The organism is Gemmiger sp. An50 (genome assembly GCF_002161595.1).
Classification (GTDB): Bacteria; Bacillota; Clostridia; order Oscillospirales; family Ruminococcaceae; genus Allofournierella.
On sequence record NZ_NFID01000011.1, the window covers coordinates 45,809 to 68,748 of the forward strand.

16 protein-coding genes are annotated in these 22,940 nt (G+C 62.4%); 7 read left to right on the forward strand and 9 right to left on the reverse strand.

Features of this window, described 5'->3' with window-relative positions:
- Positions 1–148 precede the first annotated feature (148 nt).
- The 3 genes from B5G03_RS10715 (at position 149) to B5G03_RS10725 (ending at position 3,601) form a co-directional block, all read left to right on the forward strand.
- The gene (locus tag B5G03_RS10715) at positions 149–730 is read left to right on the forward strand and encodes an RNA polymerase sigma factor (RefSeq protein WP_087181697.1); all 582 of its coding nucleotides are present in this window, start codon (positions 149–151) and stop codon (positions 728–730) included.
- Positions 727–2,661, forward strand: coding sequence for a PepSY domain-containing protein (locus tag B5G03_RS10720; RefSeq protein WP_087181698.1), 1,935 nt, complete (start codon positions 727–729; stop codon positions 2,659–2,661). The genes B5G03_RS10715 and B5G03_RS10720 overlap by 4 nt, the downstream gene beginning before the upstream one ends.
- Before the next feature lie 184 nt (positions 2,662–2,845).
- Positions 2,846–3,601, forward strand: a complete 756-nt coding sequence (locus B5G03_RS10725; RefSeq protein ID WP_087181699.1) for an AIM24 family protein — start codon at positions 2,846–2,848, stop codon at positions 3,599–3,601.
- 82 nt (positions 3,602–3,683) lie between these two features.
- Here the strand turns inward: B5G03_RS10725 and B5G03_RS10730 are convergent, their stop codons facing one another.
- From B5G03_RS10730 to B5G03_RS10750, 5 genes are all read right to left on the reverse strand, one after another.
- Positions 3,684–4,829 carry an LCP family protein gene (locus tag B5G03_RS10730; RefSeq protein ID WP_162613389.1) on the reverse strand — a complete coding sequence of 382 codons (1,146 nt, stop codon included), beginning with the start codon at positions 4,827–4,829 and terminating at the stop codon, positions 3,684–3,686.
- Between the two features lie 368 nt (positions 4,830–5,197).
- Complete coding sequence (locus tag B5G03_RS10735; protein WP_087181701.1) at positions 5,198–8,089, reverse strand: SpoIID/LytB domain-containing protein; 2,892 nt, start codon at positions 8,087–8,089, stop codon at positions 5,198–5,200.
- A 34-nt stretch (positions 8,090–8,123) separates the two neighbouring features.
- Entirely contained in the window at positions 8,124–9,425 is a 1,302-nt protein-coding gene (locus B5G03_RS10740; RefSeq protein ID WP_087181702.1) for a competence/damage-inducible protein A, read from the reverse strand.
- A 78-nt stretch (positions 9,426–9,503) separates the two neighbouring features.
- Positions 9,504–10,730 carry a tRNA uracil 4-sulfurtransferase ThiI gene (gene thiI / locus B5G03_RS10745; protein WP_087181703.1) on the reverse strand — a complete coding sequence of 409 codons (1,227 nt, stop codon included), beginning with the start codon at positions 10,728–10,730 and terminating at the stop codon, positions 9,504–9,506.
- A gap of 43 nt (positions 10,731–10,773) precedes the next feature.
- On the reverse strand, positions 10,774–11,943 hold the full coding sequence (locus B5G03_RS10750; protein WP_087181704.1) for a cysteine desulfurase family protein: 1,170 nt from the start codon (positions 11,941–11,943) through the stop codon (positions 10,774–10,776).
- A 313-nt stretch (positions 11,944–12,256) separates the two neighbouring features.
- Here B5G03_RS10750 and B5G03_RS10755 point away from each other — a divergent pair, with 313 nt between their 5' ends.
- Positions 12,257–13,918 (forward strand): formate--tetrahydrofolate ligase, encoded by a 1,662-nt coding sequence (locus B5G03_RS10755; RefSeq protein ID WP_087181705.1) that lies wholly within the window; start codon positions 12,257–12,259, stop codon positions 13,916–13,918.
- A 495-nt stretch (positions 13,919–14,413) separates the two neighbouring features.
- Here B5G03_RS10755 and B5G03_RS10760 read toward each other — a convergent pair whose 3' ends face one another.
- On the reverse strand, positions 14,414–15,427 hold the full coding sequence (locus B5G03_RS10760; RefSeq protein WP_087181706.1) for a GDSL-type esterase/lipase family protein: 1,014 nt from the start codon (positions 15,425–15,427) through the stop codon (positions 14,414–14,416).
- Between the two features lie 42 nt (positions 15,428–15,469).
- Positions 15,470–16,513, reverse strand: a complete 1,044-nt coding sequence (locus B5G03_RS10765; protein WP_087181707.1) for a GDSL-type esterase/lipase family protein — start codon at positions 16,511–16,513, stop codon at positions 15,470–15,472.
- Between the two features lie 399 nt (positions 16,514–16,912).
- On the opposite strand from B5G03_RS10765, the gene B5G03_RS10770 reads away from it, so the two are divergent.
- The 3 genes from B5G03_RS10770 (at position 16,913) to B5G03_RS10780 (ending at position 19,920) form a co-directional block, all read left to right on the forward strand.
- Positions 16,913–17,761, forward strand: coding sequence for a helix-turn-helix transcriptional regulator (locus B5G03_RS10770; RefSeq protein WP_087181708.1), 849 nt, complete (start codon positions 16,913–16,915; stop codon positions 17,759–17,761).
- Positions 17,762–17,928: 167 nt separating this feature from the next.
- Positions 17,929–18,948 (forward strand): UDP-glucose 4-epimerase GalE, encoded by a 1,020-nt coding sequence (galE, locus tag B5G03_RS10775; RefSeq protein WP_087181709.1) that lies wholly within the window; start codon positions 17,929–17,931, stop codon positions 18,946–18,948.
- A 75-nt stretch (positions 18,949–19,023) separates the two neighbouring features.
- Positions 19,024–19,920 carry a nucleotidyltransferase family protein gene (locus B5G03_RS10780; RefSeq protein WP_087181752.1) on the forward strand — a complete coding sequence of 299 codons (897 nt, stop codon included), beginning with the start codon at positions 19,024–19,026 and terminating at the stop codon, positions 19,918–19,920.
- A gap of 58 nt (positions 19,921–19,978) precedes the next feature.
- On the opposite strand, the gene B5G03_RS10785 is transcribed toward B5G03_RS10780, so the two are convergent.
- Positions 19,979–20,632 carry a YczE/YyaS/YitT family protein gene (locus B5G03_RS10785; RefSeq protein ID WP_087181710.1) on the reverse strand — a complete coding sequence of 218 codons (654 nt, stop codon included), beginning with the start codon at positions 20,630–20,632 and terminating at the stop codon, positions 19,979–19,981.
- A 108-nt stretch (positions 20,633–20,740) separates the two neighbouring features.
- On the reverse strand, positions 20,741–22,879 hold the full coding sequence (locus B5G03_RS10790; protein ID WP_087181711.1) for a polyribonucleotide nucleotidyltransferase: 2,139 nt from the start codon (positions 22,877–22,879) through the stop codon (positions 20,741–20,743).
- Positions 22,880–22,940: the final 61 nt, after the last annotated feature.

Here is a 22,940-nt window from a genome sequence, read left to right on the forward strand (position 1 = left end):
GCGGGGTCTTTTTTCGCGCTTGCCAAGGCCGGGCGGCCCATTCTATAATAAGAGCGGGAAGGGGTTTCCCTTCCCTAAAAAATTTTTTGAAAGCAATGCAATAAACGTTTTGTTCCGTGCATTACTAGAACGACAGGAGACAACGGATATGATGCTTGTGCTTGGCACAATGGCCCAGGAAGCCCGTGCCGCGAACCCCAACGGGGAGCTGGAGGCGCTGATCGGCGGCATTGCCGCGGGCAGCCGGGAGGATCTGGCCGAACTTTACCGCCGTACCCGGGCGGCGGTGTATGGCCTGGCCCTCTCTTACCTGAAAAACGGCGCGGAGGCCGAGGACGTGGCCCAGGACACCTTCGTGAAGGTGTGGGCCGCCGCCCCCTCCTACCGGCCCCAGGGCAAGCCCATGGCCTGGCTGCTCACCATCGCCCGGAATCTGGCGCTGGGGCGGCTGCGCACCGCGGCCCGCATCCAGGATCTTTCCGAGGCCCAATGGTCCGCCTTTTCCATCGAGAGCGACACCCTCACCGCCGACGACCGCACCGTGCTGGCCGCGGCGCTGGGCCGCCTTTCCGATGAAGAACGGCACATCGTGGTGCTGCATGCAGTCTGCGGGCTCAAACATCGGGAGATCGCCCAGTTTTTAGGCCTGGCGCTTCCCACCGTGCTTTCCAAGTATCACCGGTCCCTGAAAAAGCTGAAAACCATTCTGGAAGGAGATGACGCGCAATGACCGACCGCAATGTGGAACAGGCGCTGCGCACCGCTTTGGAACACGCGGCACCCAACGACGTGGAAAGCGTTCTCCTTCGCTGTGATGACCGGAAAGGAAACGTGATCCCCATGACGAATCAGAACCACGAAAAGAATAACCGCAAGCCCCTGCGCCTGGCCGCTCTGGCCGCTGCCGCCTGCCTGGTACTGGCCATTGGCGGAGGCTCGATTTACTACAACCAGTCCCAGACCGCCGCGTCCATCGTCTCGCTGGACGTGAACCCCAGCATCGAGCTGGTGCTCAACCGCCGCGAGCGGGTGCTGCGGGCCACTCCCCTCAACGAGGACGCCGCCGCCGTGCTGGACGGCATGGACCTGAAGGGCTCCACTCTGGATGTGGCGGTGAACGCGCTGATGGGCTCGCTGCTGAAAAACGGCTATGTGGATGAGCTGGCAAACTCCATCCTGATCACCGTGGAGGACGACAACGCCACCCGCGCCGCCCAGCTGGAAAGCCAGCTCACCGAGACGGTGAACGCGGTGATGACCTCCAGCTCCATCAACGGGGCCATCCTGAGCCAGACCGTAAACCAGAATCAGGACCTGCAGGCCAAGGCCGACGAATACGGCATCTCGCTGGGCAAGGCCCAGCTGATTCAGCAGCTGGTGGACCAGAACCCCACTCTCACCTTTGAGAGCCTGGCCGGCCAGACCGTGAACGATCTGAACCTGCTGCTCTCCAGCCAGGCCACCGCCCTTTCCGCCGTGACCTCCACCGGCCGCGCCAGCGACGGCGGCTACATCGGCACCGAGGTGGCCAAGAACGCCGCTCTGGCCCACGCGGGCCTGACCGCCGACCAGGTGACCGTGTCCAAGGTGGACTTTGACATGGAGGACGGCCGGATGGTCTACGAGGTGGAATTCTGGGCCGGAAACGTGGAATATGAGTACGACGTGGACGCCACCACCGGCGAGATCGTGAAGAACCGCACCGAGCGCTACACCACCGCCGCGGGCCAGGCTGCCTCCATCGACGAGGCTGCCGCCAAGGCCGCCGCGCTGAACGCCTTCGGTCTGAGCGAGAGCCAGGCGGAGGGCATCCGGGTGATCCCCAGCTACGACGACGGGCGCTTTGTTTACAAGGTAAAATTCTGGACCGGCAGCACCGAATACTTCTGCGAGGTGGACGGCGCGGGCCAGATCGTGAAGAGCGAGAAGGAGGAGCACTCCTCCTCCGGCGCGGCTGCCGCCAGCGGCACCGACGTGGGCCTGGAGGCCGCCAAGACCGCCGCTTTGAAGCACGCGGGCCTTTCCGCCGACCAGGTGACCGGCCTGACCGCCAAGCTGGACTGGGACGACGGCCAGCGGGTGTATGAGGTGGAGTTCTGGCAGGGCAGCACCGAATACGAATACGAGATCAATGCAGACGGCACCGTGCGCCAGTATGAGTCCGAAGCCCACGCCGCCCCCACCGCCATCAGCGCCAATACCGGCAGCTCCGGCACCGGCAGCAGCGCCGCCTCCGGCGACATCGGCGAGGATGGAGCCAAGGCCGCCGCTTTGAAGCACGCGGGCCTGACCGAGGACCAGGTGCAGAACCTGTACATCGAGCGGGACTGGGACGACGGCCGTGTGGAATACGAGGTAAAATTCCTCTCCGGCTCCACCCAGTATGAGTACGAGATCGACGGCGCCACCGGCAGCGTGCAAAAGGGCGAGAACAAAACGCTGGCCTCCGGCACCTCCTTCATCAGTGCCGACCAGGCGCTGGCCAACGCCCTGAGCCACGCCGGGCTGGACCAGTCCGCCATCCGGGAGCTGGAAATGGACAGCGATCTGGATGACAGCACGCCCCACTACTCCATCGACTTCAAGTCCGGCAATCTGGAATACGAATACGAGATCAGCGCCACCGACGGTGCGATCCTGAAATTTGAAAAGGACAACTGAGTTTATTCAAAACGGCTGCGGGACCCTCCGCAGCCGTTTTGCTTTGGTAAAAAAATCCCAAAATATCTTTCCGCTTCCTGGCTTCCGTGGTATAATGACCACAAATACACGGCATTTTTTTGCGCCGCTGCCCACGTTCCGGGCGCCGGGCGCGCGGCCGGACCAACAGCAAGGAGGTTTTTCCATGGTCACATTCAACAATCTGCTGAACAACCCCAACATCCTCACCGCAGCCCAGCTGGGCGGCATGCGGGTGCTGGAATACGAGAAGGACCTGAGCGTCCGCCCCGACAACGCCATCGCCAGCTATTATGCTTCCGAGATGAACGTGCGCCGCCGCCAGCTGCTGCTGGAGCTGAAGGGCGACAGCTACGTGGTGCAGGCCGGGGCCATGCAGTGGATGAGCGGCGCGGTGGAAGCCACCTCCGGCATCAAGGGCGTGGGTGATCTGCTGGGCAAGGCGCTGGCCTCCAAGGCCACCAAGGAGAGCGCGGTGAAGCCGGAATACAAGGGCACCGGCCACCTGATGCTGGAGCCCACCTACAAGCACATCATCCTGCTGGACGTGGGCCAGTGGGACGGTCTGGTGCTGGACGACGGCCTGTTCCTGGCCTGCTCCGGCTCTGTGCAGCAGAAGGTTGTGGCCCGCTCCAACCTGTCCAGCGCGGTGCTGGGCAACGAGGGCCTGTTTAACCTGTGCCTGCGTGGCGCGGGCGTGGCGGCGCTGGAAAGCCCGGTGCCCCGCAGCGAGCTGATCGAGTTCAAGCTGGACAACGACCAGCTGCGCATCGACGGCAACATGGCCATCGCCTGGTCCTCCACTTTGAACTTCACGGTGGAAAAATCCACCCGCAGCCTGATCGGCTCCGCTGTTTCCGGCGAGGGATTGGTGAACGTCTACCGGGGCACCGGCACGGTGCTCATGGCTCCGGTGGTTTGATTTCGGCCCAAATTCCGCAATCCATAGAAAAAGGCTCCCCGGTCGGGGAGCCTTTTTGTTTTACTCAGATTTGCGGGGAGGTTCAGCCCTCAGAGGCGGAGGACGCCGCTTCGGAGGAGGCGGCCAGCTCGGCCTCGCCCTCTTCGGCGTTGGTCATCACATCGCCCATGGTACGGCCCTCGTCGATGTTCATGCCGTAGAGGTAGGTCTGGCCGGTAATCAGGCCCAGCTTCTCGGCTTCCACCGGAGCCTCCGGGCTGCGGAAGTGCTCGTTCAGGATCTCAGCGCAGCTTTCCCGATCCACATAGTAAACCTGGCTGTGGCCGTTGATGTTGGCCGCGCCGCCGGGTGCGCGCACGATGTAGATATTCTCCGGCTCCACCTTCAGCATGGTGGCGTACAAGCCCCAGATCTCGGTGATGTCCAGACTGGTGTCGATGTAATGGGCCACCACCTTGCAGGTGCTGTAATAATCGGCCAGGGTGTAATCGTTCAAAAAGCTCTTGAGCAGAGCCGCGTAGAAGTACTGCTGGGTCTCCAGGCGCTTGTAGTCGGCGGTGGAGTAGTTCCGGTTGCGCAGAATCAGCTCGGCGGTGTCGCCGCTGATGCGGTGGGTGCCCTGCTTGCAGACCACATCCTCATGGCCGGTGTTCTTATCCACGGTGACGATGTCCCAGGGGACGTACATCTCGATGCCGCCCATGTTGTTCAGCATGGTCTTGAAGGCCTGCATGTCGATGACCACATAGTCGTCCACCGGCAGCTTGAACAGCTCGTAGATCTTGTTGGCCAGGTTGTTGATCTTGTTCGTCTGGTCCGGGCCGTTGGCGTAGACCTCGTTGATCTTGCCGGTGTTGGTCTTGATGCCCTCGCCCACTTCCTCGCCCGCGTAGGTGTCGCGGGGGATCTGGAAGGCGTTCACCTTGCCGCTGTCCCGGTCGATCTGCACGTACATGATCACGTCGGTCATGCCCTTGCCCTCGGCGTAGTCGCGGCCGTCGTCGTCGGCGTCGTAGTCGATGCCCACCATCAGCAGGTTGTAGAACCGGTCGCCGCCGGATTCGATGTCCGGGTCGGTCTGCTGGTTCAGGGTGCCCGCCTCGCCCTCATCAAAGGCGGGAGCGATCTGGCTGTAGAGATAGGCCATGGCGCTGCATCCAGCCAGCAGCACCACTGCAACAACGATCACCAGGATCTTGATCCAATTTTTCTTTGCCGGGTTTTCCACGCAGGTTCCCCTTTCTTTTTTGCTCATTTGGTTGATTGCACGGAACAGCCGCCGGGGATGCGAAAAAGCTTGACCGGCGGCTGACAAAAAGCCCGGGCGGATATCCCGGGAGATACTTTCCAACAAGTATCAAAAAAGTAACAACCGATATTATACCGTATTCCCGTCGAAATGGGGAGTATTTTCCCGCATTTTTTCCTTTTCGCACAAATCGTCTTTTACTGTTTTGTGCATTCAGCCGCAGAAATTCCAAATTTTTAATAGTCTTTCCTGTATGATTCTCCATTTTCTGCCAAAAACACAAAAAAGCGAGGCGCTTTCCCTTGGGAAAACGCCCCGCTCACGGAGCTCAGATAAAGGGCTTGTCCTCATCCCACGGCGGACAGACTGGTGCCGGGGAAGTAGTGGGCCAGGATCTGGTCATAGGTCCAGCCGTTGGCCGCATAGCCCCATGCGCCGTACTGGGACAGGCCGCATCCATGGCCGTAGCCGTAACAGGTGATGCTGAAATTGCCGTCCGCATAGGCGATGTCGAAGGCGGCGCTGCGGATGTCCCGCCCGGGGAATCCGGCCAGCACATTCACCTGCAGCTTCTGGCCGGTGATGGTGGCGGTGCCCAGCCGCAGGCTGGTCACATAGCCGGAGGAGTTCTTCACAATATCGCCGAACCAGTCGTTGGGGTCCTCGCTGTAGGCGTACAGGTCCACGCCCAGCTTTTCCATGGCCCGGTCGGCCACCTCCTGCTCGGTGAACACGCGGGTGTTCTGCCAGTTGCTGGCATACTGCTGGTCATAGGGACTTTCCACCGCCACCAGGTATGGACGGGAGGAACCCCACACGTCCTCGCTGGGGTTGGTGCCGAAGGCGGCGCTGGCAAAGTAGGGAGTGAAGGCCACGCGGCCGTTGTAGGTCACGATCTGGTTGGCCACCTCCCGGGCCGCCTGCCGGATGGTCTCGTTGGGTTCCCGTCCGGACACGCTGGGCGCGCCGCCCTGGCTCAGAATCCAGGAATGAGCGGCCACCATCTGGGCCTTATAGGCCTCGACGGGTGCATTCGCTCCCAGCTCGTTGCGGGCGATCATGGCCAGGCATTCCACCAGGTCCATCTCCTGCCGCACGCCGTTCATGGTCACCGTGATGGTGCCCGCGCTGGGCTCAGCGGTGGGCTGAGGCGCCTGGGTCGGCTGCGGGGCCGGGGTGGGCTGGCCCGTACCGGAATCGCCGGAATCACCGGAATCGCCGGGAGCCTGGGTGGGCTGGGGCGCGTCGGTGGCTCCGGGCTTCGGGGTGGTGCCCGGCTTGGGTGTTGCACTGGGCTTGGGACTGGGGGTCGCGGGCGCTTCGGTGGGCGGCGGCGTCAGTGTGGGAATGGGAGTGGCATTGGGGTCCAGCGGATGCACGCCCTCCACCACCTGGTCCTCCTGGGGCATGCCGCTCTCCTGCTGCACGTCGCTGCTGGTGGCGCCGCCGGTGGCGTACCAGTTCATCCAGTACTGGTTCAGGGTCTCCACCGAGGGGGCCTCCTCGCCGCTCTTCTCATACATGGCCAGCGGAAGCAGGGGCTGGTCCGCCTGGACGATCTGCTTGCCCAGCAGAAAGCCCGCCTCGTCCTGCCGCTGCAGGCGGCCGGTGACCGCCAGCTTGCGGCCGGAAGCGTCCGAGGAATCGGCCACCAGGGTGACAAAGCTGTCCTCGTCCTCCAGGTCCACCGGCATCTCATACAGGCTGCGGGCCTTGACCCCCAGCACGAAATTCAGAAAATCCTGCTGGTCGCTCAGGTCCTGCAGGCCGTACAGGTCAAAGGCGGTCTCGCCGGTCTCCGCCGGGTCCCAGTAAAAGACGGCGGCAACCTTATAGCGGTAGGTGCTGCCGTCGGTGTACAGGGTAAAGCCGCAGTTGTCCCGCAGCAGCTCTTCCTCGTCCAGCTGGCTCAGCTGCTGGATACTGCCCGCGGGGCATTCCACAATCTGGTTGGTGCGGGCCTGGCCGGGCTGGCCGCTGCTCACAAAGCGGGCCAGCTCATCGCCCTGGGCCGCCTGCACCGCAAGGCCCACCGCCTGGCCGGGCTGGGCCGCGTCCGGCTGGTAGACCAGGGTGCCGCCCAGCTTGGGCAGCGCCAGATAGGCCGCCACCTGGCTGTTGCTCTGCTGGGCACGGGTCAGGTAGTCCCGGGCGGCGGTATCGTAGTCGGCGGTGCCGTAGCCCGCGCCGGTCATCTGCTGGGCGGCGGGGCGCTCGGCCAGCCACACCACGCCGAAGGCCACAGCGGCAATGAGCAGCACCAGGGCCAGGCAGGCCAGCGGACGGCTGGCCGGGTTCCGTTTTTTGGCGGGCGGCTCGGGCAGCTGGGCAGATTCGTCAAACAGCTGCCGCCCGGCACTGCGCAGATTAGCGGCCCGGCTCCCCTGGGGAACCGAAGCGCCGGACTTCTGCCAGGCCCCATTCGGCGCGGCCGGCCGAGGCGCTGCCGCAGGCCGGGGCCGGGGTGTCTCGGTTTTCGGGGGAACGGGGGTCTGCAGCACCGGTAGCACGGGGGCGGGCTTGCCATAGGCGAAGCTCTGCACCCCTTGTGCCATCTCCAGGCCCAGGGCCAGGCGGCGCAGCATATCAAAGATCCAGTTGGCGGCCAGCATACCGGGCTGGGCACTGGGGGCCAGCACATGCAGATACACCGTCTTTGCCCCGCACACCAGCACAAAGCCGGGCTGCACGCCCTGGGCAGGCTGATAGCTCACCGCCCAGTCCGCGCCGGAGAGGGCCAGCGCCTGATGGGCACGGCCCGCCGCAGGCTGCACCGGGCAGTCGGGATATTTGTCCAGCAGGGCCCGGGGCGGCGCCAGACGGTCCGCCTTGGTGGGATGCCGGTAGCTGTGGTCGCCGAAATCGTAAACCGCGGCGGCCTCCTGCTCACTGCGGATACGTGCCTCCAGCAGATGGCCGGTGGCCTCATCCGCCGCCACGAACAGCTTGTGCTTTTTGGCCAGGCCGGTCAAAGCCGCCTTGGCCAGCTCGGTATCGCCCTCGCCGAACACTGCCGGGCCGAACTGCTCCCGGAAATATTCATTCCACTGTTTGCAGGTCCGGCTGGCCTCGGCCTCGCTGTCGGCCCGCACATTTACGCAGACCACCAGTTCTTCTTCCCTGCTCAACAGCCGCAGGCCCGGGCAGCCCTGGGCCGCCGCGGCCTTCAGCACCGCCTGGGCCTTTGCCTGGGGCACGCCGAACAGCCGCAGCGCCAGCATGCGGTTGGCTTGCGCCATTGCTTCCACCTCGTTTCCCTTTTCTTCCTTGTTGTTATTCCTTCATCGCTTGTTTCTGCTGCGCCAAATCCTCGGCGCTCAGTTTATCCGCGCCGGGCATGGGCAGCCCCAGCGCCAGCCGCCGGGCATAATCCAGCGCCCGGTTGGCGGCGCTGATGCGGATGCTCTGCCGGTCCCGGTTGCCCAGCAGCAACTTTGCCACATAGACCTCATCGCCCCGGGCCGCGCCCACATAAACAAGACCCACCGGCTTTTCGGCGGTTCCGCCGCCGGGGCCTGCAATGCCGGTGAGCGAGACGGCGATATCCGCCCCGCTGACCCGGGCTGCACCCAGCGCCATCTGTGCGGCGGTCTGCCAGCTCACCGCACCCACGGTGGCAAGCGTTGCTTCGCTCACCCCCAGCAGCTTGTGCTTGGCTTCATTGGCGTAAGTACAGAAGCCGAAGCCGAACACCTCCGAGGAGCCGGGCACCTGGGTGATGCGCTGGCTCACAAGGCCGCCGGTGCAGCTCTCGGCGGTAGCAACGGTCAGCTTCTTTTCGGTGAGGGTCTGCACCAGGGTGTGCTCCAGGTCGTTTGCGTCCTCGCCGTAGATCACATCCCCCAGAATGGCGCGGAATTTTTCCGCATAGGCCCGGCAGGCCGCTTCGCCCTCCCTGTGGCTGGCGGCCCGGGCGGTAATGCGAATCTGCACCTCGCCGGTCTTTGCGTAGATGGCAGCGGTGGGATTCTCGTTCTCAAACAGGTGGCCCACCTGTTCCTCCACGTGGCTCTCGCCGACGCCGGTGATGCGCAACGTCAGGCTGTGCAACACCCGCTGCGTCCCATCCGACAGGAAGGGCCACACCTGCTCGGTCCACAGGGGTTTTAACTCGCTGGGCGGGCCGGGCAGCAGCACCGCCCGTTTTCCATTCTTCTGAAACCAGACCGCCGGGGCGGTGCCGTTATGGTTTTCAAACCAGCCGCCCTTTTGGGGCACCATGGCCTGCTTCTCGTTGTGAGGCGGCATGTGCCGGCCGGTGGCAGCGAAGTAGGCCTGGATGTTTTCCAGGATAGAGGGCTCCAGATACAGGGTATCGTCAAAACAACGGGCCACCGTCTCTTTGGTCAGGTCGTCCGCCGTGGGGCCAAGCCCGCCGGAGAAGACCAGCAGGTCGCTGCGCTCCAGCGCCTCGCTCACCAGCTGAGCCAGACGGCCCTCGTTGTCGCCCACCACCCACTGGTGGTGGACCGTGATGCCCAGCGCCGCCAGCTCCTTGGCCAGGAACTGGGCGTTGGTGTTCAGAATATCGCCGAGCAGCAGCTCGGTGCCCACGCAGATGATCTCCGCCTTCAACTTGGTTTCCCTCTTTCCCACGGTTTACTGATGGCGCAGCCTTTGGGTGAGTTTTCCACCACCGGTGCGCCTTGTTGTTTAAAAATCCTCCAGCTCGGACAGGTCGTCCTCCTGCTTCTGATCCCGCATGTCGATGCGGATGCGCTCCACGTTGGCGGCCGCCTGCTCCTCCAGCTCGGCCAGGCCGGGCATGGCGGCCTCCGCCGCTTCGATCTCGGCCAGGGTGGGCTTGGTCTTGGGATGGGGCGGGGTGAAGATGGTGCAGCAGTCCTCAAAGGGCAGGATGCTGGTCTCGAAGGTACCGATCTTGCGGGCCACCACCGTGATCTCGCTCTTGTCCATGCCGATCAGCGGGCGCAGCACCGGCAGGTCCTGGGCCGCGTCGGTGCAGGCCAGGGCATACAGGGTCTGGCTGGCCACCTGGGCCAGGCTCTCGCCGGTGACCAGGGCCTTGGCGTCGATCTCCTTGGCGATGCGGTTGGCAATGCGCATCATGCTGCGGCGCATGAGCACGGTGAACAGCACGTCGGGCGCGTTGTCCCGGATGTACTCCTGCGGGGTGGTGTAGGGCACCACATACAGCACACAGTTGCCGGTGTAGGGGGCGATCAGCCGGGCCAGATCCCGCACCTTGTCCTGTGCGGCCTGGCTGGTGTACGGCGGGCTTGCAAAGTGAATGTGATGCAGCGCCAGGCCGCGGCGGGCCATGTACCAGGCAGCCACCGGGCTGTCGATACCGCCGCTGAGCATGGTGATGGCGCGGCCGCTGGTGCCCACCGGCAGGCCGCCCGCGCCGGGCACCTTGGGCCCGTGCACGTAGGCGCCGTAGTCCCGCACCTCCACCATGACCACGATGTCAGGATGGTGCACATCCACCCGCAGGTGGGGGTGCTTGCTCAGCAGGAAGCCGCCCAGCTCCCGGCACAGTTCGGGGCTTTTCAGCGGGAAGGATTTATCTGCCCGTTTGGCCTCCACCTTGAAGGTCTTGAGGTTCCGCAGGATGGGGCCCAGGTATTCCTCGGCGGTGGCCTTGATGGCGTCGATGTTCTTGTCGCAGACGGCGGCGCGGCTGAGGGCGGCCAGGCCGAATACCTTGCTCACCCGGTCGTAGGCCTCCTCCATGTTGGCTTCGGCTTCCTCGTCCCGGGGCTCCACGTACATGGTGCTCTGGGCCTTGTAGACCTGGAACTTGCCCAGATCCTTCACCCGCCAGCGCAGGGATTTGCTGAGCATCGATTCGAAGGTGGCCCGGTTCAGGCCCTTCAGGGCCATCTCGCCCTGGTAGCACATGATGATTTCTTTCATTGTAATGGTTAACTCCTTTATTTTGGGTCAGATCCTGACGATTTTACCGGATGCGGGCCAGCGTTTCCATGCCCTCGGCAAGGCCGGCCAGCAGCGCGTCCACGTCGGCCTCGGTGTTATTGCCGCAGAGGCTGATGCGCAAGGCGGTGTCCGCCCGCAGGGGTTCCAGCCCCATGGCGGCAAGCGTGTGGCTGGCCGCGCCTTTCGAGCAGGCCGACCCGCTGGACACATACACGTTCTTGGTTTCCAGAAAATGCAGCATGGTCTCGCTCTTGATGCACATGGTGCTCACGTTCACCACCTCGGCCACTGCGTCCGCCGGGCTGTTGAACAGGAGGCCGGGCATTGCTTCCAGTCCCTGGCGTAGCCGCCGGTTCAGCTTCGCCATGCGTGCGGTGCGCTCGGCCATGCTCTTGTAGCCCAGCAGCGCGGCCTTGGCCATGCCCACCGCGTAGGGCAGGTTTTCGGTGCCGGGGCGCACGCCCTTTTCCTGACCGCCGCCGTGGCCCCGCTCCTGCCCGCCGCCCAGGTAAGGCGGCTCAATGTTATAGCCCCGGCGCAGGTACAAAGCACCCACGCCCTTGGGCGCATGAATCTTGTGGCCGCTCACCGTGAAGCTGTCGATGCCGTCCAGCTTCACCGGCACCCGCAGCCAGGCCTGCACCCCGTCCACATGCACGGCGGTGCGCGGGTTCTTTTCCTTCACCCGTTTTGCCAGCCGGTTCACATCCACCAGCGTACCGATCTCGTTATTCACCTGCATGCAGCTCACCAGAATGGTGTTTTTGTCCACCGCGTTCACGAAGGCATCCAGGTCCAGATGGCCGGTCTCGTCCGGATTGATGGTCACCACATCGAAGCCCAGCTGCCGCAGCCGTTCCATGGGCATGGCCACACTGGGATGCTCGTAGCCGCTCACCACCACCCGTTTGCCCCAGCTTTTCCGGGCCAGGGCCGCGCCCAGAATGGCGATGTTGTTGCTCTCGGAGCCGCAGCCGGTGAAAAACACCTCCTCGGGGGACGCGCCCAGGGTCTTTGCCACCCCGGCGCGGGCCTTTTCCAGCAGGCGGCGGCTCTCGCAGCCGGGGCCGTACAGACTGGAGGGGTTGGCCCAGTGCTCGACCATGGCCTTGCGGACGGCGTCCGCCACCGATTCGTCCACAATGGTGGTGGCGGCGTTATCCAGATAATGGAGGGTTTCGTTGTGCAGCATTCCGGTCTCACCTTTTACAAAAAGTATTAAACGCTTTTATTTTTACAAAAATCCGGTAATTTCGTCAAAGAAAAAGCGCATAGGGATACAGAATATAGTATAGCATACCGGCGTGGGGTTTCACAACCAAAACCGCCGGGGAAAGCTGGCGTTGCATAAGAAGTGCGACTTCTTGTGTGATGCTTGTAAGATGGGGCGAATTTTGGTACCCTTATAGAAGAAAGAAAAGGACCACCGGCCCGTCTGCGCCCCGGCGCGGGCAGGCCGATGTTGTTTGATGGGTGTATGCCCGGAACAGGAAAGGATGAGCGCCATGAAATCGGATATTCAGATCGCACAGGAAGCCACCCTGCAGCCCATTGCCGAGGTTGCGAAAAAGCTGGGTCTCACAGAGGATGAGATCAGCCTGTATGGCAAATACAAGGCAAAGCTCGACCACAAGCTGGCAAAGCGGGAGGGCAAACAGGGCAAACTGATTCTTGTAACGGCCATCAGCCCCACCCCGGCCGGCGAGGGCAAGACCACCATCAGCACCGGTCTGGCGGACGGCCTGAACGCTCTGGGCAAGAAGACCATGCTCTGCCTGCGCGAGCCCAGCCTGGGACCCGTATTCGGCATCAAGGGCGGCGCGGCCGGCGGCGGCTACGCTCAGGTGGTGCCCATGGAGGACATCAACCTGCATTTCACCGGCGACCTGCACGCCATCGGCGCGGCCAACAACCTGCTGGCGGCCATGGTGGACAACAGCGTATACCAGGGCAACCCCCACAACATTGATCCCCGTCGCATCGTTTGGAAGCGCTGCGTGGACATGAACGACCGCCAGCTGCGCTTTGTGACCGACGGTCTGGGCGGCAAGGTGAACGGCGTGCCCCGTGAGGACGGTTTCGACATCACCGTGGCCAGCGAGGTCATGGCGATTTTCTGCCTGGCCACCGATCTGAAAGACTTGAAAGAGCGCCTGAGCCGCATTGTTGTGGCCTACAGCTACGACGGCCAGCCGGTGACCGCGGGTCAGATCGGCGCGGCAGGTGCCATGACCGCCCTGCTGAAGGACGCCTTCGACCCCAACCTGGTACAGACCCTGGAGAACAACCCGGCGATCATTCACGGCGGTCCCTTCGCGAACATTGCCCACGGCTGCAACAGCGTGATGGCCACCCGTCTGAGCCTGAGCCTGGCGGATTACGTGGTGACCGAGGCGGGCTTCGGCGCGGATCTGGGCGCCGAGAAGTTCCTGGACATCAAGTGCCGCAAGGCAGGTCTTTCCCCCAACGCGGTGGTGATCGTGGCCACCGTGCGTGCCCTGAAGCATCACGGCGGATGCCCCAAGGATCGGCTGGGTGTGGAGAACCTGGAGTACCTGACCGCCGGTGCGGACAACCTGCGCCGTCATGTGGAGAACATGCGCAATTTCGGTCTGCCGGTTTGTGTGGCGATCAACGCGTTCCCCACCGACACCGCCGCCGAGCACGACTGCGTGAAGAAGATCTGCGCCGAACTGGGCGTGCCCTGCGCGCTGGCTGAGGTATTTGCCAAGGGCGGCCAGGGCGGCACCGAGCTGGCCAAGACCGTACTGGACATCATGCAGGACGACACCGCTGTCAGCTTCACCTATCCGGACGAGATGTCCCTGAAAGAGAAAGTTCTGGCGGTTGCGAAGAAAATCTACCGGGCCAAGGATGTGACCTGGAGCGCGCCTGCTCTGAAGACCCTGGCGGAGATCGAGGCCATGGGCTACGGCAATCTGCCGGTCTGCATTGCCAAGACCCAGTATTCCTTCAGCGACGACGCGAAGCTGCTGGCTGCCCCCTCCGATTTCACCATGACTGTGCGTGACGTGCGGCTTTCCGCCGGTGCGGGATTCGTTGTGGTCATCATGGGCAGCATCATGACCATGCCCGGCCTGCCCAAAAAGCCCGCCGCCGAAAACATCGACGTGGACGAAAACGGCAAAATCACCGGACTTTTTTAACGACCCGACCGTTAACCGGGTGCGGTACGCCTGCCGTTTCGCACCCGGCTTTCCTCAGCGACGTACGCCAGCATCCTTTTTACGGACTCGACCGTTGACGGGATACGGGACGGTTACCGGTACGCACCGGATTTTCCTCAGCGACGTACGCCAGCACCCTTTTGACGGACTCGACCGTTGACGGGATACGGGACGGTTACTGGTACGCACCGGATTTTCCTCAGCGACGTATGCCAGCTGCCTTTTTTAACGAGCCGACCGGCAGCGGGAAACGGGACGTTTTCTGGTAAGTTCACACTGGATTTTTCCTTAGCAGTATACGCCGACTTCCCGATTCAGCAACCCGATCATCAGCCGGGTGCGGAACATCTTTTGTTCCGCACCCGGCTTTTTCGTACTGTGCCCTGTTCCCCTCTTCAATTTTTCCACGATGACAAAAAACAGCCGGTGGGAGAAACTCCCATCGGCTGCTTTTTGTTATCCCTTTTAATTTGCTCAGGTGTTGTCCGCCAGATAGTAGGTGCTGCCCATCACGTAGTCCAGGTCGCTGCTGTAGGCCACGTGCCGCAGCAGATAATCCATCCAGGCCCCGTAGCCCGCCGAGTTCAGATGCAGGCCCTCGGTGGTGTAGCTGGGATTCAGTCCGCCGCTGTCGTCCACCAGCGAGCTGTAGATATCCAGATAATGGCAGCCCTGTTCCAGCGCCATCTGCGCCAGCTGCTGGTTGATCCGCTGGATGCGTTCGTTGTTCAGGTTCGTGTTGGTGTAGTCGGTGGTCACCGGCGTCATCGACTGGATGTAGATCTCCACATCCTGCCCCGCCGCTTCCCGGACCGAGGTGATCATCTGCTCATAGTAGCCGAAATAACCCTTTTCCACCGCCTCGTCCGCACTGGTGGCCAGCGCGTTCGCACCGAACATCAAATACACCGCCTTCGGCTGCTTTTCGGCGATAATGTCCAGCGCCACCTCGGTGGCTACCACCGTTTCCGAGCGGTACCGGTTCATGCTCTTGCGGTTCACAATGTCGCTGGGCACCGCGCCTCGATAGCCCAGCACCGTGGCCACGCCCTTGGCCGGGTTCTCGTAAAGATCCAGACCCTCGGTCACACTGTCGCCCAGGAACACCGTGTTCGGCAGATATTTGGTGCTGTCCACCAGGCCGCATTCCGGCTGCACGATGTCCTCGTAGCCCAGCGTCTTGATGGTGTAGTCCCCGGTCTGCTGCACCGGGCCCATCCGCTCAAAGCCGGTCTCGTTGGTGTCCACCACCGGGTTCTGCATGGGCAGAGGCGCCAGCACGCTGCCGGAAATACCCGGCTGTATCGTCTCGCTGGAGGCAGGTTCCTCCGCGCCCCAGCCGGTCACCGCCTGGATGCCCACCGTGATTACCCCGGAAACGCCCAGGACCATCACCGCCAGCAGGGCCATGCTCAGCACCCGCCGCTGCGCGCGCCGCCGCTGGCGGCTGCGCACCTGATTGCTGAATTCTCGATAGCTGTTTGCCATGTTGTCTCCTGTTCGATTCCCGCCCCGTTCAAAAGGCGGCGGTTATTCGGCAGCCTTGTAATAGGGGCTGCCCTCCAGATAGGGGTTCTCCGGGTTATACACGGTATGAGTGGTCAGATAATCCCGCAGCAGCGGATAGGCATTCTCGTTCAGGTGTACCCCGTCCCTCGCGGCCAGGTCCTCCCGCAGGTCGCCGTTCTCATCCGCCAGCACGTCGTGCAGGTTGATGAAGTAGCAGCCCTTCTCCACTGCCATCTTGGCCAGCTCGTTGTTCACCCGCTGAATGCGCTCCCGGTACAGGCCCGGCTGGCTCACGCCCGGCCGCACCGGCGTGACCGACTGCACGTAAATGGCCACCTCGCTGCCCAGCGCTTCCCGGAATTTGTCCAGCATCTGGCTGTAGTAGGCCAGATACGACTGCTCGGCCGCGTCGTCGTTGCGCACCAGGGCGTTCGTGCCCAGCAGAATATACAGCCGCTTGGGATTGCTGTTGATGATGGTGTCGAAGATCGCTTCCGGCTCCCGGCCCGAACCGTCGCCCGGGTCCGCCACCTCGTTGTTCACCACCTGGCTGGGGCCGATGTTCTTATAGGCGCACACAAAGGCGTGCTCCTTCATATCGGAAGTTCCGAACACGTTCCAGCCCTGGCTCACACTGTCGCCCAGAATCGCGGTGCGGTCGAAGTATTTCATGTCCACCTGGCCGTTTTCCGGCACCGCCAGCAGCCGGAAGTCCGGCGAGTTCACCGTCTGATCCAGCGTTTTCTCCAGCGGCTGCATGGTATCCCACGCAGCGGTCTCGCCCTGCGCTGCCAGGCTGGCGGCAGGCTGGCTCTGGCTCGTGCTTTCGCTCTGAGGCGTACTTTCCGGTGTGCTCTGACTTTGTGCTGTGCTCTGGGCCACGCTTTCGCTCTGGGCTGTGCTCTGGCTCTTGTCCGTGCCGGGCAGCCCGCCCATCAGACGGATCGCACCGTAGGCTGCCGCCATCACGGCGGCCACCACCACCACAAAGATCAGCGCCCTGCGCGCTGCGCGTTTGCGCTTGCGCCGGCGGACCTGTTCTCTGAATTCCCGGTATGTAGGCATCCTTGTTCTTCCCCTTTCCCTGCTCCGGCTCTGCCTTCGGCCGCCGGGGCTTTCTCTATACCTTTAAAACGCGGATGAATGCCAAAACATTTCAGCTCCGCGCCGATTATTTTTCTGCGTATGTGTTTTATTATACCCCACCCGTGTTTAGGGTTCAATAAGACCGGGGGGATTTTCACCGCTTTTCTTGGCCTCCGGCCAGGCGAACGAAAAAGTTTTTCATTTTGTTAATATTTTATCCATCTTCCCCAAAATTTCCAGATTTTTTCATTTTTGGTCTTGACGAACACTTTATCACCCTGCATACTTAAGATAAACGGATGCCTTGTTCCCGTCTGCGGCCAGCCGGCTCGGCGGGGGCTGATCGGGCTTTCCGCGGGAAGGAGCGAGCCCTGGACCATGATCACCCATCACTTCGATATCGAGCCCAAGCAGCCCTGCCAGCTGCCCTCGGCCCAGCTGCTGCACGCCAGCATCTACCACGGCGCGCTTTCGCCCCGCTGCGATGTTCACAGTCACATCTTTACCGAGCTGCTGTATGTCCTTCAGGGCAGCGGCTGGATCGAAGCGGACGGCCAGCAGGTGGAATTGCAGACCGGCGATGTGCTGGTGCTGAATCCCCAGTGCCCGCACCACGGCATCCAGCCCGGGCGCGAACCCTTTTCCACCCTGAGCCTGAACCTGTGCTGCTCCTGCTGCGTGGGCGGTCAGGGTTCTGGCTGGCTGCGGCTGACCGGCCGTCAGGCGGCTCTCCTGGAGCCTTATCTGCGCCTGTTCCTTCAGGAGCTGCAGAACCGCCGGGATTACTTCGAGCCCGCCTGCCATCAGCTCACCACCCTGCTGATGCTGCAGCTCAACCGCATCTGCCCCCTCACCCAGAACAACACCTCCTCCAGCCGCAAAAGCGCCATGGAGTGTGCCCGGGTGCGCCAGTACATCGACGAGCATTACGCCGAGTCCATCACCCTGGACCAGCTGGCCCACTACGCCGGGCTGAACAAATACTATCTGGTGCATGTGTTTAATCGGGAAATGGGCTGCAGCCCCATCAGCTATCTGATCGAGCGGCGCATCAGCGAGAGCAAGCGCCTGCTGGCCGCCACCCGCACTCCGGTGCAGCAGATCAGCCGCCAGCTGGGCTTTTCCAGCCCCAGCTATTTTAGCCAGAGCTTCCGGCGGGCCACCGGGGTCTCCCCCGCGGAATTCCGCCGTCAGGCCATGGCCATGGGCACCCAAGCGACAGAATGATGCAATGATTCTTCATTGACGAACAACAATTTTTATCGTACACTTAAAACTAGTCAGCAAAGGTCTTTGCCCCCCGCGTGTTCCATGCGCTGGCAAAGGCCTTTTTGTTTCGCGCCCGCCGGGTGCGGAGCGATTGAATCTATGAGAATAGAATGGGAGTGTTTTCAATGGCAATTTTGGTATGCGGCGGCGCCGGCTACATCGGCAGCCATACCTGCGTGGAGCTTCTGGCCGCCGGCTACGATATCGTTGTGGCCGATAACTTCTACAATTCCTGCCCCAAGGCTGTGGAGCGCATCAAGCAGATCTCCGGCAAGGATTTCCGCTTTGTGGAAGTGGACCTGACCGACGTCGACGCGGTGGAGACCCTGTTCGCCCAGAATCCGGACATCGACTCCGTGATCCAGTTTGCCGCCTACAAGGCCGTGGGCGAGAGCGTTTCCAAGCCCATCGAATACTACACCAACAACCTGGAGACCACCCTGGTGGTGCTGGACGCCATGCGCCGCCACGGAGTGCACAACATCGTGTTCTCCTCCTCCGCCACCGTTTACGGCGACCCCGCCACTGTGCCCATCACCGAGGACTTCCCTGTGGGCGCCACCACCAACCCCTACGGCACCAGCAAGGTGTTCAACGAGCGCATGCTCACCGACTGCTGCACCGCTGACCCCGAGCTGAACGTGGCCCTGCTGCGCTACTTCAACCCCATCGGCGCTCACAAGAGCGGCCTGATCGGCGAGGACCCCAACGGCATCCCCAACAACCTGGTGCCTTACATCGCCAAGGTGGCCGTGGGCAAGCTGGAGAAGGTGCATGTGTTCGGCAACGACTACCCCACTCCGGACGGCACCGGCGTGCGTGACTACATCCACGTGGTGGACCTGGCCCGCGGTCATGTGGCCGCCATCAAGAAGCTGGAGCAGAAGCCCGGCCTGTTCATCTGCAACCTGGGCACCGGCCACGGCTACAGCGTGCTGGATGTGATCCATGCTTATGAGAAGGCCTGCGGCAAGGCCCTGCCCTATGTGATCGATCCCCGCCGCCCCGGCGACATTGCCGAGTGTTGGGCTGACCCCTCCAAGGCCAAGAACGAGCTGGGCTGGGTGGCCGAGTACGGCATCGAGGACATGTGCGCCGACAGCTGGAAGTGGCAGAGCATGAATCCCAACGGCTACAAAGATTGATATTTAGCCAATTTTCTACAAAAAGTATATTAAAAGGAGTTGTTTTCCTTGGCGAAGAAACCGATTCTGGTGGTCATGGCGGCCGGTATGGGCAGCCGGTACGGCGGTCTGAAGCAGATCGACCCGGTAGGCCGCTGCGGCGAAGCCATTCTGGACTACTCGGTGTTTGACGCGAAGCGGGCCGGGTTCGAGACCGTGGTCTTCATCATCAAGCACGAGATCGAGGAGGCCTTCAAGTCCACCATCGGCGCCCGTCTTGCCCCGCACATGGAGGTGCGCTACGCCTACCAGCAGCTGGAGAAGCTGCCCGCCGGCTATTCCGTTCCCGAGGGCCGTACCAAGCCCTGGGGCACCAGCCACGCCATTCTGAGCGCGGAGGATGTGATCGACGCGCCCTTTGCGGTGATCAACGCCGACGACTATTACGGTCCCGAGGCGTTCCAGGTGATCTACGACTACCTTTCCACCCATGAGGACGGCGGCGTGTACGAGTACAGTATGGTCGGCTACCTGCTGAAAAATACCGTGACCGAAAACGGCTACGTCTCCCGCGGTGTCTGCGTGACCAATGCGGAAGGCTATCTGGACAGTGTGACCGAGCGCACCCGCATCGAGACCTGCCCGGAGGGCATTCACTTCTCCGAGGACGGCGGCGAGAGCTGGACTCCCATTTCCGGCGAAAGCGTGGTCTCCATGAACCTGTGGGGCTTCGGGCCCAGCTTCGTGAAGGAGATCAGCGCCCGCTTCCCCGCCTTCCTGGACAAGGCGCTGGCTGAGAATCCGCTGAAGGCGGAGTTCTATCTGCCCAGCGTGGTGAGCGCCCTGATCGAAGAGGGCAAGGCCCGGGTCAAGGTGCTGCACAGCACCGACCGCTGGCACGGCGTGACCTACCAGGAAGACAAGCCCCTGGTTGTGGCCGCCATCGGCGAAAAGACCGACGCGGGGCTGTATCCCAGCCCGCTGTGGGGTTGAATTTTTCCCGAATAGCAAAAAACCGGAGAGCACACAGCTCTCCGGTTTTTTTGTTGTCTCAGCTCTCCAGAAAGCGCCGGGAAAAGCGCTGCATGGGCCGGTTCACCTGCTTTGCCACCATTCCCACCAGAATGGCGGCGGCTACGGTGCCCTCACGCACCCCCTCCAGCCGGTGCAGGAACAGCAGCGACAGCACGCTGGCGATGAGCACCAGCGTCACATCGAAGCCGACCTTGGTTTTGGGGAAGGGCGTGCCGAAGGCCCGGCATACCGCCAGCACCATGCCCTCGCCCGCCAGGGTGACCACGTTTGCGGTGACCTCAAAGCTCACCCCGACGCCCACCAGCAGAATCCCCACAGCGCACACCAGCCAGCGGGCGGCGTAGCCCTGCACCGAGATGCCCTGAATGGCCCAGACCGCTGCATCGGTGAGGGTGCCGAAAACCAGGGCCACCGGCAGCTGAATCAGCTGGATGGGGTCATAATTGCGGCGCAGCAGCAGAATCTGCAAAAGAATCAACGTCACATGCATGGCGATGGTGGCGGTGCCCACGGTGAGCGGCGTAAACAGACTGAGCACATAGGGCAGGCTGGAGATGGGCGAGGTGCCCAGCCCTCCCTTGATGGAAAAGGCCACCCCGAAGGCCATAATCACCAGCCCCACGCAAAGCAGCAGATACCGCTCCAGCAGGTGTTTTTGTGCCGTCTTCATAAAACTCTCTCCTCCCCCGTTTTCTTGGTTTCACAGTGGAAAAGCCCGCCCCGGCAGCTAGCCGGGACGGGCTTTTGTTTTGTTTCAGGTTTTGCCGGAGGCTAAGACTTAGCCCTTGGCCTTTTTGGCCTCGATGGCAGCCAGAGCGTCCTTGCGGCTCAGGTTGATGCGGCCCTGCTGGTCGATCTCGGTGACCATGACGATCAGCTCGTCGCCCACGGCCACAACGTCTTCCACGCGCTCTACACGCTTGGAGTCCAGCTTGGAGATGTGCACCAGGCCTTCCTTGCCGGGAGCGATCTCAACAAACGCGCCGAAGTTCATCAGACGAGTCACGCGGCCCTTGTAGATGGCGCCCACCTCGGGGTCCTCCACGATGGTCTTGATGGTGTGGATGGCGCGGTTGGCGTCGTCGATGTCGATGGCGGAGACGAACACATGGCCGTCCTCCTCCACGTCGATCTTGCAGTTGCAGTTGGCGCAGATGTCCTGGATGACCTTACCGCCCTTGCCGATCACGTCCTTGATCTTGTCCACGGGGATCACCATGCTCAGCATCTTGGGAGCGTACTTGCTCAGCTGGGCACGAGGCTCGGGGATGACGGGCAGCATGATCTCGTCCAGAATGAACAGACGGCCCTTGCGGCACTTCTCGAAGGCTTCCTCGATGATCTCGTAGGTCAGGCCGTCGATCTTGATGTCCATCTGGATGGCGGTGATGCCCTTGTGGGTACCGCCCACCTTGAAGTCCATATCGCCGTGGAAGTCCTCAACGCCCTGGATGTCCAGCATGGTCATCCAGCGCTCGCCCTCGGTAATCAGACCGCAGGAGATACCGGCAACGGGGGCCTTGATGGGCACACCGGCGTCCATCAGGGCCAGAGTGCTGCCGCAGATGGAAGCCTGGCTGGTGGAACCGTTGGAGGACAGGACCTCGCTCACCAGACGCAGGGTGTAGGGGAACTCCTCCATGCTGGGCAGCACGGGAACCAGAGCACGCTCCGCCAGAGCGCCGTGGCCGATCTCGCGGCGGCCGGGGCTGCGGGGTGCGCGAGCCTCGCCCACAGAGTAGGGCGGGAAGTTGTAGTGGTGCATGTAGCGCTTGTACTGCTCGGTGCCCAGGTCGTCCATCAGCTGGCTGTCCTTGGTGGAACCCAGAGTGGCGATGGTCAGAACCTGAGTCTGGCCGCGGGTGAACATACCGCTGCCGTGCACGCGGGGCAGCAGGCCGACTTCGGCGGCCAGAGGACGGATCTCGTTGATGCCACGGCCGTCCACGCGCTTGCCCTCATCCAGCAGCCAGCGGCGCACCACGAACTTCTGCATCTTGTACATCAGCTCTTCGATGATGCCGTCGCCCCACTGCTCGGCGTACTTGGCTTCCAGCTTCTCGCGGATGGGCAGCAGGCGAGCGTCGCGGATGTTCTTGTCGTCGGTGTCCATGGCGGCCTTGAAGTCGTCCAGGAACTCGGCCTTTACTTCCTCGAACAGGTCGTGGTCCAGATCCATGTCCTGGAATTCCTTCTTGGGCTTGCCGATCTGGGCAACGATGCCATTGATGAACTCGATGATCTTCTTGATCTCCACGTGAGCTTCCTTGATGGCGTTCAGCATGGTGACCTCGTCAACCTCGTTGGCGCCGGCCTCGATCATGACGATCTTCTTCTCGGTGGCGGCAACGGTCAGCTGCAGGTCGCTGACCTCACGCTGCTCCAGGGTGGGGTTGACCACCAGCTTGCCGTCCACCAGACCCATGAACACGCCGCCGATGGGGCCCGCCCAGGGAATGTCGGAGATGGACAGCGCGATGGAAGTACCGATCATGCCGGTGATCTCAGGGCTGCAGTCCTGATCCACGCTCATCACGGTCATGGTGACGCACACGTCGTTGCGCATGGTCTTGGGGAACAGAGGACGGATGGGACGGTCCACCACGCGGCTGGTCAGGATGGCCTTCTCACCGGGACGGCCCTCACGGCGCATAAAGCTGCCGGGGATGCGGCCCACAGCGTACAGCTTCTCCTCAAAGTCCACGCTCAGGGGGAAGAAGTCGATGCCGTCGCGGGGCTTCTCGCTCATGGTCACGTTGCACAGCACAACGGTCTCGCCGTAGCGCACCAGGCAGCTGCCGTTGGACAGACCGCACATCTTGCCGGTCTCAACGATCAGCGGACGGCCGGCCAGTTCCATCTCGAAGGTTTTGAAATTGGTGAATTCCTCATGCTTGGATGCAAATTCCAAAGCCATAGTGTTACCTCCTAATTGATGATATCGTTTTGAATATTCCATCAGAAAGGCCCTGTGGCTT